This is a genomic window from Arcicella sp. GW821-FHT09D11, from assembly GCF_059416265.1.
Genome location: NZ_JBWKOV010000009.1, coordinates 20,696 through 35,329, shown reverse-complemented (window position 1 = coordinate 35,329; position 14,634 = coordinate 20,696). Strand labels below are relative to the sequence as shown.

The 14,634-nt window shown below is 37.1% G+C and carries 7 protein-coding genes; all 7 read right to left on the bottom strand.

The window, feature by feature from the left end; all coding sequences use genetic code 11:
* Window positions 1-84 precede the first annotated feature (84 nt).
* The 7 genes from AC07N0_RS19755 to AC07N0_RS19725 all read right to left on the bottom strand — a co-directional run bounded on the left by AC07N0_RS19755 (window position 85) and on the right by AC07N0_RS19725 (window position 14,559).
* Window positions 85-1,404, bottom strand: coding sequence for a Gfo/Idh/MocA family protein (locus tag AC07N0_RS19755; RefSeq protein ID WP_494590648.1), 1,320 nt, complete (start codon window positions 1,402-1,404; stop codon window positions 85-87).
* Window positions 1,405-1,520: 116 nt separating this feature from the next.
* On the bottom strand, window positions 1,521-2,750 hold the full coding sequence (locus tag AC07N0_RS19750; protein WP_494590647.1) for a cellulase-like family protein: 1,230 nt from the start codon (window positions 2,748-2,750) through the stop codon (window positions 1,521-1,523).
* Window positions 2,751-2,933: 183 nt separating this feature from the next.
* Window positions 2,934-4,313 (bottom strand): right-handed parallel beta-helix repeat-containing protein, encoded by a 1,380-nt coding sequence (locus AC07N0_RS19745; RefSeq protein WP_494590646.1) that lies wholly within the window; start codon window positions 4,311-4,313, stop codon window positions 2,934-2,936.
* A 177-nt stretch (window positions 4,314-4,490) separates the two neighbouring features.
* The gene (locus AC07N0_RS19740; RefSeq protein WP_494590645.1) at window positions 4,491-6,221 is read right to left on the bottom strand and encodes a RagB/SusD family nutrient uptake outer membrane protein; all 1,731 of its coding nucleotides are present in this window, start codon (window positions 6,219-6,221) and stop codon (window positions 4,491-4,493) included.
* A 23-nt stretch (window positions 6,222-6,244) separates the two neighbouring features.
* Window positions 6,245-9,157: a SusC/RagA family TonB-linked outer membrane protein gene (locus AC07N0_RS19735; RefSeq protein ID WP_494590644.1), complete on the bottom strand. Its 2,913-nt coding sequence runs from the start codon at window positions 9,155-9,157 to the stop codon at window positions 6,245-6,247.
* A 90-nt stretch (window positions 9,158-9,247) separates the two neighbouring features.
* Window positions 9,248-11,047 carry a RagB/SusD family nutrient uptake outer membrane protein gene (locus AC07N0_RS19730; protein WP_494590643.1) on the bottom strand — a complete coding sequence of 600 codons (1,800 nt, stop codon included), beginning with the start codon at window positions 11,045-11,047 and terminating at the stop codon, window positions 9,248-9,250.
* A gap of 11 nt (window positions 11,048-11,058) precedes the next feature.
* Window positions 11,059-14,559: a SusC/RagA family TonB-linked outer membrane protein gene (locus AC07N0_RS19725; RefSeq protein WP_494590642.1), complete on the bottom strand. Its 3,501-nt coding sequence runs from the start codon at window positions 14,557-14,559 to the stop codon at window positions 11,059-11,061.
* Window positions 14,560-14,634: the final 75 nt, after the last annotated feature.

The following is a 14,634-nucleotide window of genomic DNA, read 5'->3' as shown; positions in this document are numbered from 1 at the left end:
TGAAATCTTCTATTTCAAGTTAGCTTGAAATAGAAGAACAACTATCTGCTCTTGGGGTAGTTTCTTCTTGAAAACTTAATTTAATTATACCTTTACTTCCCAGCCCTTTTCGTATTCTCTAGCCCAAAGTTTATTAGCATCTTTATCATTCAAAATATGACCATTCGTAGGGTCACAATTGAGTGTTCTGCCTACTCGATAAGCAATATTTCCCAATTGTGGCAACAACGTAGATTTGTGTCCTTCTAAGATTGGAGCATTCAATTGCTCTTTCCCCCGAATAGTTTCGCAGAAATTTTGAAGGTGCAAACCATCTAATAATTCTGTCGGACTGACTGCGTTTTTAGGGTCAAAAGGAGTATCATCTTTTACTTCAGATACTAATTTATTAGCGGCATCAAATATTTTGTAGCTATTACTTCCTGGATAGACGATTGTGCCATTGTCTCCATAAAAAATTACGCCTCTTCCACTGCCTTCAGAATTGTATCCATTAGAGCTACGTCCTTCCCAAGTACAGGCGGTATTATTGCCAAAATTAAAAGTAATTGTTTGAGTATCTGGTGTTTCCCAATCATCTGCAAAATGGAATCTTCCACCACTAGAAATAACTTTGGTTGGATAGTCAACTCCTAAGCCCCAACGAATTACATCTAATTCATGTGTGCCATTATTAAGGGCCTCGCCTGTTCCCCAGTTCCAAAACCAATGCCAGTTATAATGTATTAAATTATCCTTGTATGCTCTACGTGGAGCAGGTCCTTGCCATAAATCATAGTTTAAATGGTCTGGTACTTTTGCCACTACGCCCTTCCCTATTGATTTACGACTATTTACATACCAACCACGAGCAAAATACACCCTACCAATAGCACCTCCATGCAATTTAGCAATCATGTCTTTCACATTACTAAAGGTACGTCTTTGGCTACCCATCTGAACAAATTTTTTATATTTGTTTGTGGCCTCAACCAATAATTCTCCTTCTCTTGGATTATGGCTACATGGCTTTTCAACATAGATATTTTTTCCAGCCTGCAAACCCATGATGGCTGCTGGCGTATGCCAGTGGTCTGGTGCAGCGATTGCCAAGCCGTCAAAGTCTTTTTTCTCAAGCATTTTACGAATATCTGTAAACCCTTGCGGTTTTTTACCAGAGATTTTCTCTATTTCAGCGATTGTTTTTGCTAAAACATTCGCATCTGTATCACAGATATATCCAACTTCAACATTTGGTAAGTTCGCAAACGTTTTAGCTAAGAAAAGCCCACGACTGTTTGTGCCCATCACACCTATTACTACTTTATCATTCGGCTTTCCATGATAAGCAAAAAGGCTTGAAGAAGTAAGTACCCCAGCCGTAGCCAAAGTTGATTGTTTTATAAAGTCTCGTCTGTTTGACATAATAGTGATATTTTAAAATTTGTTGGAAATATTATTTAATAAAAATAGGTGCAGAACGTCAAAAAAATGGGTTTCTATTTTATGAGATACCCGAACAATAAACTATGGGAAATTCATCAATTGTTTAATCGAAGGACTATTTTTTTATCTTTCAAATCATCGGAAATTTTAGATTTTTTAATCATAGATGTCAATCTTTGGTGCCACGCTATATCATTCCACATCCCTTTAAACTGAGGTCCACAGAAATTACTCGTGGCAATTGCGACCCATTGCTGCGTTTCGGCAGCTTTACGTACACCTAATTCACATAGTTCTTTTATCCAATGCCAGTTTAACATTGGATAGTCTTTATAATTCACCAAAGCCCAGCTTTCGGTAGTGATAAGCGGTTGACCCGCAGCCTTGGCATCATCAGCAAGTTGTTTAATACTACTTACCAAAATATCATCCCAGTATGCTTTATCTTGGGTATATATGGCTTCTGCCTTTGCAACTAGCTTTTTATAATCTCCAGTAGAAAAACCATCCCAGTCTATACCCAATTTGTTATTAAACTCTCCATTTTGCAAACTCGCCATCCAGAGATGTTGCTCAATAAAATCAAGATAAGGGATTGGATTATTCTTTAAAATACCTTTCTCATAATGGTCAAATGAAAAAGTAAAAGGCAACTGCGGATAATTTTTGCGCATAATAGATAGTGAAGTTTTCATCCACGCTACAGAGCTAGGAATACTCCAATCATGATTTTTTCGCTCAGCTTTAAAATAGGGTGTCCATATTTTTGCAGGCCATTCGTTGCACATATCCACATAAAGAATAGCATCCAGCAATTTTTCAGCATCAATTATATCCAATACTTTTAACCAGTTTGCAGCCATTTTCTCTGGTGAATCTATTTGCATTCGTGTATTATCCTTATCCTCTCGGTACCATGTAGATAAAGCGACTTTAATATTTCTTTTAGCGCATTTTGCAATAAATTCTATTAATGCGGGTCGTATTTTAACTTTTATCAGCCCCGGACTTCCCCAATCATTTTGATCCCAAACTGGCTTTAATAGCCATTCTTTATCAGGACTAGCCCCAAGAAGATGTGGGTAAGCATCTATCCTAACCGCATTGTATCCTCTTTCAACTAGTTCATCTAATATTTTGTCCCAATCTTCATATCCACCGCCTGCCCATCTTCTTTCGAGCCAACTAAAATCCCACATGGTAATTGCAAGAGGATGAGCAGCTTTAGAAGGAAGAATATCTATTGTAGCGTTAACACCCGAATAAGTTGCAAAAAAAGCAACAGAGGTTAATGAACCTAATTTGATAAATTCTTTTCTGTTCATTTTACACGTTTTCGGTAATATCCAAAATTTATGATCGTAAATACAGGTGATTAAACTAATAGCAATTAAACATCTTTAATCTGATAATTGCTTATTGTCTATTCAGTTTTAAGGTAAAATCTTGAGAGTGAACATCGCACATAAAATACCATAATGCACTATATTTTTGCTTGATTAATAATCCTATTTTATTTCAAAGGCTCCTCTAGTAATACCTTTGCCAATTTTGCGAGTTTTGCCCGTAATATCTTTCGCTTGAATAAGTTCTGTAGTGCCTGATGTTACAGCAGGACTATTCTTAAGAATATTAAAATTTCCTTGGGTTGGGTTCAATTGTACATTAATAAATTTCGGGTCAGCTACAATATCATTCGGACCAGCAATAGCATTTTGTTCTAGCGGATACAAATTATAATCCCAACGTATATTCGTATTTCTGTTATTTGACGTTACTTTACCTGCTGGTCTAGGAACAATAATATTATTAAGAATAACGACATCTTCTGAACGATTAGGAAATAATTCCTGATAGCCCACTGTTTGTCCATTCCAATAGGTGGTATTATTGATAATATCTACATGCTTTGTCCTGAAAGTATGAATCCCCGAACCTCCATTATAGGCACTTAAATTATTCGCAATCAGTGCTCTTCCTTTCCATTCGGGGCGTTTTGGTTTCTCTGGTGTTTTGTTCTCTGTTATCGTATTTTGAGTATTATTCGTTTTAATAACGGCATCAGCATTCGGATTTGTTGCTCCTTGTCCGTCCGACTGATCGGTAACATCTAGCAATATTCCATTTCCATCACTTAGCTTTCCAATTTTCTCCCAAGGCACCATCGTTTTATTATTCCATACATAGTTTCGTTGAATAATGATATGATAACCCGGAGCATCATCATAAGCCCAGTTATTTAAAGTTGTAATGCCCGAACCTCCATATCGCATAAACCATGCATTATCAAATACTTTACAGTCTTCAATAGTAATATAGTCTGCTTCTATCGCAGTAATTCCACCTCCCGGACATTTACTAACCTCTGAATTACGAATGATAACATGGTGTGGTTTTTGGTCTGGGCCATTATTTCTACCATTTACAAAAATGCCGTTCGTATTGAAAGAGGGATTAGGCGTTACTTTCTTAGCATCTTCCTGTGCATGTGCTAATACGATTGAATCATTACTTCCTTTTACCGTGATACCTTCAATAATATGATAAGACCCTGACACTTGGATTCCCGCCCAACCCATAGGACGGATTTCAGGTTTATGTCCTGTTCGGGCTTTCCAAGTAATCCAAGCATTGGGTTTGCCAGATTTTGTGATGGAGAGCACGGCACTTCCATTAGACTTATCAGCATTGGAATAAATACCATTTCCAATCAAAACAACATCGCCTGGTTGGACTAAATTTGCTACTTTTTGTAAAGAACGAAAAGCCGTTTCGGGCGACTTCCCATCATTGGAATCATTCCCATCCCCCGACACATGCCAAACTTGCGCATACATCGTTATACCTACAGAAAGTAGTAATACAATAGTTAATACTAATTTTTTCATCGGCTTACTTCAATACTTTTAATGTTATTTTTATAATTCTCTGATTTTAATGTTTCTAAAAAACTTTCCCAATAAAATAGATAAAATTGCGAGTTTATTAATTTAATAACTCTCGCAATTTTTCTTTATGATAGTGGTAGGGTTATTGCAGGAGGGTTTATTATGATTGCGTTATATTTACCAAAGAGGATTCTGAATCAATTCTTTAGAAATATTCAAGTCGCTTTGAGGAATAGGATACAAATACATTTTTGGAGTAAAAACCCTATCTTCAACCTTTACGGGCGTATATGAAAATGTATTGTCAGCATTACGTTTTACATTCACTCCCATTAATGGTTTACCAAAATACTCAGGTCCTTGTAACCATCTGCGAACATCCCAAAAACGGTGGTCTTCAAAAGCGAATTCCACTCTTTTTTCATTACGAATTTTCTCTCTCATGTCTACTTGTGATAAATTAGCAGGTACTGGAGGCATGGCTACTCCCGTTCTAGTCCGAACGATATCTATATATTTTTTAATGTCAGCATTCCCCGGACTCCATTCATTTAAGGCCTCGGCATAATTCAGGTAAATCTCTGGATAACGGAAAATAATCCAGCTATGTACCCCTGTATTACCATTCAGTAAGTTCAAACTTTCTATCTGATACTTACGTAAATAATACCCTGTTTTAGACGCATTAACAATGGGTTTGGCATCTAGCCCACCTGGCCATAATTGTACGTTTCTACTCGGCGTACCAAAGGCAGTATTGTTTGTCACTATCGAAAAGCCTAAACGTGGGTCACGGTTAGCATATGGATTTGCAGCCATAGCAGGGTCGTTCCAGTTGAATTTAACTGCTGTTGTCGCATTTACTTTTACTTCATAAGCATCCACTAAGTCTTGAGAAGGCGTGTTGCCACTCTGCCCCAAGTTATAACCAATAGGGGAATTATTTTTTTCAAATTGATTCCCTGCCGCCGTACTTCTGGTAAAAATAATTTCCCCATTATTAAATGTATTGAACAGAGACTTATAAGCCCCTAAAGTAGGCAATGAACCTGCATCAATTACAGCTTTGGCAGCATCCGAAGCGGTTTTCCAACGAGCAGCACGGTCGCCAGCAGGGAGTGAAATTAATTCAGGGTTTGGATAACCGCCTGCCCATGAAGGATTATTGAATAAATCGCTGGCTGCATATAATAACACCCTACTCTTTAATGCCAAGGCAGTTAATTTTGTTACTCTTCCCAAATCATTAGCTGCTACATAAGGTAAAGTAGAAGCATTTAAAGGTAATTTAGACGCCGCAGAATCACATTCCGATACAATAAACTGGATACATTCATTTAAACTATTACGCTTTATTTTAGAAAAGTCTGCATCCAAATCAAGGGCATTATTTAAAATAGGTACTCCTCCATAACGCTTTACCAATTCGAAATAAAAATAAGCACGCAAGAATCTAGCTTCATAAGTCCAACGCTTAATAGCCGCAAGATTGGTAGTATAAACAGCCTGAGCAGATGCCGAGGGGTCTAGTTTCCAAGGGTCAAGGTTTATTTTATCGGTTGATAATAAAAACTGATTTACTTTACGAATACCTCTATAATAATTACCCCATACTAAATCTGGGTTATTAATAGCATTCCAGCTACCCGTATTAAAGCTTTGGATGGCATTCGTTTCGCTAGTAAATTCAGATTCATCCGTAGCCGAAGCCATCATTGCTGAACCTCCAATGTATAAAGTACCATCTGGAATATCAGCATAAATGGCATTTAATAGGGATTGGACATTACCAAAAGATTGTTCTATTTCATTTCGTCCGATAGTCGTTACAAATTCACGGTCAAGGTCTTGGCAAGCACTTAAGGCAAGTGCTACACAAACTATTAACGAGTATAAATATTTTTTCATTTTCAGCATTGTATTTTAAAGAATTACAATTGTATTTTAAAACCTAGTGTCAGTGTTCTGGTTACTGGATAACCCGTTAAAGATTCTGGATCGCCATATTGGATTTTATCCCATGAAAAAAGATTTGTACCATTCACAAAAAACCTAGTTTTACTTAACCCAACCTTATTTGATATTTTAGCAGGAAGTACATAGCCAATCTCGGCACTTCTCACTTTTATGAAACTGCCATCGCGTTGCCAGAAAGTAGAAAACTGATAGTTATTAAGGTTATCTTTTGAAGATAATCTCGGATAATCAGCCGTTTCTGCGGTTTCAGGAGTCCATCGATTCAAGGCAATTGGGGCAACTTGTCCGTTAGACTGAAATGCTTGAAAAGTATTACCACCTAGATACACAGTACTGCCCGTAGAGCCTTGAAAAACTATATCAACATCAAAATTTTTGTATTTCAATCCTGTATGCAAACCCGCTGTTAAGTAAGGCAAGCCTGTATTACCAATAGGCAATCTATCATTTCCGTCAATAACGCCATCTGGTTTTCCTTCGGGACCACCTATATCTTGGTATTTAATATCACCAGCCTTGATAACCTCTGTTAATACTCCAGGAACGCTTTTAGGGTCTACTAGCCTTTTAGCAATATCATCTTGGGTATAAAAACCGATAGCTTTTAAGCCTATTGGCTGACCAATTGCTTGTCCTGTACTATATAATTGCGTGTTTAATTGTAGTGCTTCAGCATTGAAAATCACTTTGCTTTTTGAATAAGAGAAGTTCGTTTCTACAAAAAACTGTAAATCTTTCTTGGTGCTATTATGATAGCGCAATGAAAAATCAAAACCTTTGTTGTTGGCTTTACCCTGATTTAGGTTTTGGGTACTTATTCCCAGAAACAGCGGAGTAGTACTGTTTGAAGCTACTAGAATATCATAACGGTCACGGTTAAAAACGTCAAACGAAAGGTCTAAGTTTTTAAATATACTAGCATCTATTCCAATGTTCTGTGTTTTTTCTTTTTCCCAAGTAATGTTTGAATTAGCAATAACGTTTTCGGCATAACCTCCTACTGCAGTATTACCAGTTCCAAAGAAATATCCACCCCCACCAAACGTACCAGTATAAGCATATCTTGTCGATAAACCTTGTCCTGCAATAATATCATTGCCAGATAAACCATAAGATGCACGCAGTTTTAGGTAATTAATATTTGCATTAGTTTTTAAGAATTTCTCATTTGAAAGTACCCAACCAATAGAACCTGCTGGGAAAAACCCATATCTATTTCCTGGAGCAAAAATATCGGTACCCATGTATCCAAATGAAAACTCGGCTATATATCTATTATCAAATGCGTAAGTAAAACGTCCAGCCGCACTATTGTGCTTATAAGCGTCTGTTGAGTTGGCCGTTGGGGTAGATACATCACCTGTTGGTCCAAACAGCGTAATATTGTCAGAATTAAGCATTAACATACTAGCAATATCACTTTTGCCGAATGTTCTTTTATAATTCAAAAATGCTTGAACGACAATACTTCTATACTGATCCAACGTTTCTTCTGCTCCGCTCAAGGTTGTCAATTGACCAATCGCTGGGCTATACAAGGTATCGCCTGCAACGCCTTTTGATATTGAGTACCGAGGATATTGTTTCGTTTTTCTAGACCCCGATTCAAAGTAATTATTAATTGAAGCAGAGGCTGAAATACTAAAACCTTTAGTAATCATATCAAGTTCTTCCGTAAGTTTTAAAGAAGACAAAATAGTACGTGTATTATTTTTGTAAAGACCTGTACTTAGTAAATTAGCCACAGGGTTTGAATACAACGCATTTCCTCCAAATGTTCCATTCGGATTATATACAGGAAAAGCATTAGGTGGTAAAGAATTCAATAAGCTAAAAGTACCACCAGTAGTATAATTATTAGGATTACTGCTTTCTTCAATAGCTCCAGCTATTCTAAATTCAGCAGAGAGTCTATTCGATAATGTAATATCCAAATTAGTTCTGAAATTATATTTTGAATAAGAAGAATTTGAACTCTCCTCGTTCATATCTCCATATTTTTTGAATAACCCTTGGCTGTTAATAGCATTCAGCATTACAAAATACCTAACAAATTTATCACCTCCATTAAATGTTAAATCATAGCTAGAAATTGCGGCGGTAGGTCTTAATACTTCATTATACCAATTTACATTCGGATGGAAATAAGGGTCTGAGCCATTCTGATAGGCTTCTAAATCAGCCGAAGTGTATCTTGGTGCTAAACCGTCGTTTGTTAATGCTTCATTGTACAAAGCTGCATAGTTATATGAATTCAAAAATTTTGGGATATACTGAGCCTGATTAAAGCCCTGTTTGGTGGTAAATGATATTCTCAAAGGACCTTCTTTACCTGTTTTGGTAGTCACTAAAATAACACCATTCGCTCCACGTGCGCCATAAATTGCCGTAGCTGACGCATCTTTTAAAACTGAAATAGATGCGATTTCTTCGGGTAATAATTGCATAAAAGCATTGGCGGTTCCTGTGCCATTGCTGATGTAGCCATCAATTACGTAAAGTGGTGAGTTATTAGCCCCTCCAAGAGTATTTATACCTCTGACATATATATTGGGCGATGCTGCTCCTGGTTCAGCTCCACCTTGCGTAACTGTTAAGCCAGCCAATCTACCATAAAGCGTATTTCCTAAATTAAGCGAGAAGTTTTTCTCTATCTCTTCACCATTTACTGTTGAAATAGCACTCGTGATATGATTGGCTGATTGTTTCCCATAACCAATATTTTTTATGTTTTGTTGGTTAAACACTTTTACGGTATCGGTTGGCAATGCCAGCCCATACTTCCCTTGTTGTGCAAGTAAAAGATTATTTACAAGCAAGCTGAAGAGCAATATGTAATAAAGCTTTTTTGTATTTTGTATTTTCATGATGTTTTGTCAACTGGTTAAATTGTTAATCGAATAAACATTTAACAATTATTCATTGATGATAAAAGATTAATAACCACGATTATTCTTCTACCATCCAGGGTTTTGTATCAGGTTTCCTTTTAACACTTCCGTTTGTGGAAATGGATGCAAATACATCGCTTTCTTAAAGCTTCTTGTTTCAAACGTATACGGCACCCAGCTATATTTGAAATTCGGAGATGTACCCGTTCTATTGATTTGTAAGCCTTCAAACTTCCCGTTCATTACCCCTTCGTCTTCAGCAATCAACCAGCGTTTTACATCCCAAAAACGATGGTCGTCATTAAGCATCTCAATCGCTATTTCATTTCTTACTCTTTGTCTGAATTGTTCTTGCGTAAGTCCTGTTGGTAAATTGGGCATCCCTGAGCGATTTCTGATGGCATTTACGGCATCATAGGCTGCCTGAACAGGACCAGAGGCTTCGTTTAGTGCTTCTGCATAATTTAAGTACAACTCATTTACTCTGAAAATTACATCGTTCATGACAAAGTTGGCACTTGTCGCATTTCTTGGTATATATTTACGCAACCATACTCCTCCTTTGCAGTTAACGTAATCTTTTCCACCATTATAAATTAAAGAGATTGGGTCTCTTGCGGTATAATATGAATTAGTATAAGCTACAGACTGCTTGAAGCGTGGGTCTAACTCACCATATTTAGCGATTAAATCTGTTCCTCCTGTAGCATCCCATGTTTGTGGAGTACCATCAATTTTTTCATATTTCTTTATAAAATTCAACGGCATTGTGATACCACTCCAAAATGAACCGTAACAAGATGCATTCCAGAACGTCAAAGGTGGGTTTCCGATATTTGTAATACCGCCAGCCTGTGTACCCCCTCCCTGATATGTCATTATCAGTTCCTTGTTATTAGTAGTCTCCCACGATACGCGATAATTTCCCAAAGGACCTACTGTACCATTATCTAATTCCTTAGGATTTCTATTAGCAATTTCATCAATCAATCCATAACCATTTTCTAATGCAAAATCTAAAGCAACTTTGGCGGCATCAGCCGCTAATTTCCAACGGTTTGCATCATAATTTCCATAACAAATCAGCTTGTTATCACTAGCGTTAACCATTGGAAGGACGGGTGTCGCAGTATTATATTGTGGACTAGCAGCATATAATAATACTTCCGACTTTAAAGCCAAGGCCGCTACAGATGTTGCTCTTCCTACCTGTGAGGCAGAATAGGATACAGGTAAATCTGGGATGGCTTCTTGCAAATCTTTTAAGATAAATTTGATACAGTCGTCAAAAGAGCTTCTTGGAATATCTACTTTAACACCTGCCTCAAAAACCTTATCTACAATAGGAACACCGCCATATCGCTTCACCATTTCCATGTAGTTTAAGGCTCTTAAAAACTTAACTTCAGCTAGTACTTGCTTTTTGTATGTTTCGTCGGCATCTGGCACTTCTTTACCTCTTTTCAATACAAGGTTAATTTGTCGTAAGGCTATCCAACGAATATAGTACCTGAAGTCCTCAAGATTGACGATATTGCTTGGTAAAACAACCCCTTCATTCCATCTATTTGAGTGAACAAAAGACGCCTCAGAAGCATCTCCTTCATCACTTATGCTTGAGCTAGGATGGATACAGTCTGTATTGTTTACTTGTGAGAAAGGTAAATCTCCTTGAGTTCGGTAGCGAAAGTTTGAGTGCATACTGTACTTATAAACAGTTGCCATAAAAATTTCTAAACTTGCTTTATTAATAAAGGCATTATCTTCTGTTAAATCAACACCAGGTGCTTTGTCTAAAAAGGATTTATCACACGATGAAGAAATTAAACAAAAAACTAACGTAGCTAAGTAATATATTTTTTTCATGTTAGGGTTCCTTAAAAATTAATGTTAAGACCTGCGTTCATTGTTCGAACAAGAGGATAAGGTTCTGTATTGGTATCTCCCGTAGATGTATTTTCAGGGTCAATACCTGGCAATGTTTTTTTCCAAGTAAATAGGTTATTAGCATTTACGTAAATACGACAAGAGCTGATGCCTAATTTTTTGAGAATGCCTTCACTAAATCTATAGCCTATTTCTGCATTTTTAAGACGAACATAACTTGCATCAGCTAACCAAAATGATGACCCTACCTCATTTGGATTACTACTTACTGAGAAACGAGGGAAATTAATGGGTAAACCAGCGTCATATCTCTGTTGCGTCCAGCTTTCGTTCATGTAACTTGCAGAGCCTTCTGGAGGAGCTTGCCCATATCCTGTTCCTCTTTGAAAACGAGTATAGTAATGTGATACATTTCCTACGCCTTGAAACAATATTGAAATATCAAAACCTTTGTAATTAAGACCTAATGAAGCTCCAAATGTTTTTTCTGGTAAGTTAGAATAACCCATTGGCACTGCATCAAAATCGTCAATGATACCGTCTCCGTTAATGTCTATGTACCTAATATCCCCTGGCTGTATTTTGTTTTTTGAATAAGAATATACAGGTCGCTTAGGGTCGTTTACTTCTTCCCAAGTATTATATAATCCATCGGCAATCAATCCGAAATTTTGTCCTAATCGTTGCCCAGTTCTATTTTGATAAGCATATTTATTCGGCACTTCATCTCTGAAAATCACTTTGTTACGGGCAAAGCTGTAGTTAGCTGAAATTCGATACCCTACTTCTCCTACTTTGTTTGTATAAGTAATATCTGCTTCAAAGCCTTTGTTCTCCATTTTACCAAGGTTGGTAGCTGGTTGAGATAATCCTACGATAGCAGAAATGGTTTGTGGAGTAGCCAGAATGTCACTACGTTTCTCATTAAAAACATCTGCTGTAAATTTTATTTTATCTCTCAACATCGACATCTCTAACCCAATATTCTGTTTGATAGCCCTTTCCCAAGTAACATCTGGGTTACCAGTAGCTCCTTCACGAATACCAGTGAAACCAGCAAAAGTACTACCCACATTACCGAAATAATATATACTACCGACCGACGAATAACTAGTTGGTCGGTAAAGGAAACGCGTTCCCCCAATGTTATCATTACCAACTACGCCGTACGAACCTCTTACTTTTAGTAAAGAAACAAATCCATTTTTTGGAAAAAATGCTTCATTTGATGCTACCCAACCCAAAGAACATGCAGGGAAAAATCCGAATCTTTTGCCTGGTGCAAAATTCTCTGTTCCATTATAGCCAACATTCACTTCTGCTAAATAACGTCCATCATAATCATAAGTAGCACGCCCTACAAAACTCTGATACCCTTTTGGCACTAAGAAAGCTAACGATGGGTCATAAGTCTTTTGTTGGTTATACAGTAATAATCCTGTTACATTATGCTTATTGGCAAAGCTTCTTTTATAGTCAATTCCAAACTCTCCTGTAATTCTTCTGTTGTAAGTCCCCGTTTGACTGAATCCAAATTGCGCCTCTGTGGTAGATGGAACGTAATTAATCGTACCGTCTGGAAGTCTTACCGCTAAATACGTAATCAATGTTTTAGTATTTACAATTTGCTGGTCATTATACGTTTGAAGCGCAATATTTGCGTGCGTAGACAACCCTTCTGTTAGAAAACCTAAATCGAAATCAAGGCGTAACGAACCATTCAAATAATTACGATAAGAACGCTTGAGACCTCCTGCTAAATTTGGATATAATAATGAGATATAAGGGTTGTTTTGAGAGCCTGTAAAGATATTTACTACTTTGCCATCTACGATTCCTGGGGTAGATAACGGACTCGCCCTGAACACATCCCCTATTACTCTTTCAGTATTAGAGCCATTATTACCACTTCTTATCTCTGTCTGAGAAGACAAATCTAAGGCCATTTTCAAGCGACTAGTTAATTCAAAATTAAAGTTTGAACGTATATTATATCGATTGAAGACTGATTGTGGCGAGAATGCATTGGTAATATCTTTGGTGTCTTTAAACTGCCCTTCCTGACTGAAATATCCTGCTGACACAAAGTATCTTACCTTATTTTGCCCACCACTAATACTTACATTGTGCTGTGATTGTTTAGAAACCTTTTTAAACATTACATCAGCCCAATTCACGTTAGGGTGAAAAATAGGGTCTTGTCCATTTTTATATAATTCAATGTCCTGATCACTATATTTTGGTACATAAACAGAACCCGTCACATAGGCATCCGCTTGGAGCGCATCATTGAAATGTGTAGCATAATCTGCACTATTCATCTGCTCACGCATACCTGTAAACGTATTGAAACCTTGGTTAAAAGTATAGCTAATTTTGGGCGGTCCTGCCTTTCCTCTTTTCGTAGTAATAATCAATACACCGTTAGCCCCTCTGATACCATAAACCGCTGTTGAAGAGGCATCTTTTAAAATAGTAACAGATTCAATTTCATTTGGGTCTATGTTATTATAGTTGTCTACCTGAATGCCATCTACCAATGCTAGAGGGTCTGTGTTCCCCGAAAAAGTTCCTACACCTCTAATCCTGATTTTTGACCCATCGTTACCAGGCTCACCGCCTGACTGCGTTGCAAAAAGCCCAGGCATTCGCCCAACTAATGAATTACTGATGTTCGCTACTGGTGATTGTACTAGTTCTTTTGTCCCTATTGTCGAAATGGCACCTGTTGCGTTTATTTTTTTCTGCGTACCAAAACCTACTACTACTACTTCATCCAAGGCTTTGTTATCTTGCTTTAACAAAATATTGATTTGCATCCTATTTGCTACGGGAATCTCCTGACTTAAATAGCCCACATAACTAAACAACAATACTGAATTTTTGTCTGGCACAACAATCGAAAAATTACCATTAGGGTCTGTAATTACGCCTGACTGCCTTCCTTTTACCAGAATATTTACTCCCGGTAATGCTTCGCCTGTTTCAGCATCCGTTACTTTACCTTTTATCGTAAAGTCCATTGAAATAACATTTGATAAGCTTGTAGTAATCGGATGTAGGTCTTTTTCTTCTAAGAAACTAACAGCAGCTTTTAATTCAGTAGCTGATTTTTGATAATCATTCTGAGAAGAATTAGTTTTCAAGGGCTTGATAGGCAAGATAGTGTAGCCCCCTCCTTTTAATTTTTTGAATTTAAGATTTAACGGTGGAAGTATACGTTTTAAGATACTTTCTACCCTATCGTTTTCATTAATCGGGATAAGTACTAGCTTGCCTGCTACCAATTCTTGTTGATATACAAAGCTAACTTTGTGAATCAACTCCAATTTATGAAGTAGGGAAATGACACTGTTCGCATTTTCTTGCGAAGTTTTTGGCTGTAAGCTTTCATTATTACTGGAAGCATATATCAGCTGAGAATAAGACTGTTGGGCTCCACAAAATGCAAACAGCGTTATGGTAAAATAAAAGAGAAAAAGTTTTTTCATAGTCAAAACAAGAATTAAGATATCAACGACTCATCTAACTGTTAAACAACCTATTCAAGCTTTTTCCCGTTTTTC

Excerpts from the sequence above, each read along its gene's own strand:
- AC07N0_RS19745 (WP_494590646.1), bottom strand. The coding sequence starts at position 4,313 with ATGAAAAAATTAGTATTAACTATTGTATTACTACTTTCTGTAGGTATA.
- AC07N0_RS19740 (WP_494590645.1), bottom strand. The coding sequence starts at position 6,221 with ATGAAAAAATATTTATACTCGTTAATAGTTTGTGTAGCACTTGCCTTA.
- AC07N0_RS19735 (WP_494590644.1), bottom strand. The coding sequence starts at position 9,157 with ATGAAAATACAAAATACAAAAAAGCTTTATTACATATTGCTCTTCAGC.
- AC07N0_RS19750 (WP_494590647.1), bottom strand. The coding sequence starts at position 2,750 with ATGAACAGAAAAGAATTTATCAAATTAGGTTCATTAACCTCTGTTGCT.
- AC07N0_RS19725 (WP_494590642.1), bottom strand. The coding sequence starts at position 14,559 with ATGAAAAAACTTTTTCTCTTTTATTTTACCATAACGCTGTTTGCATTT.
- AC07N0_RS19755 (WP_494590648.1), bottom strand. The coding sequence starts at position 1,404 with ATGTCAAACAGACGAGACTTTATAAAACAATCAACTTTGGCTACGGCT.
- AC07N0_RS19730 (WP_494590643.1), bottom strand. The coding sequence starts at position 11,047 with ATGAAAAAAATATATTACTTAGCTACGTTAGTTTTTTGTTTAATTTCT.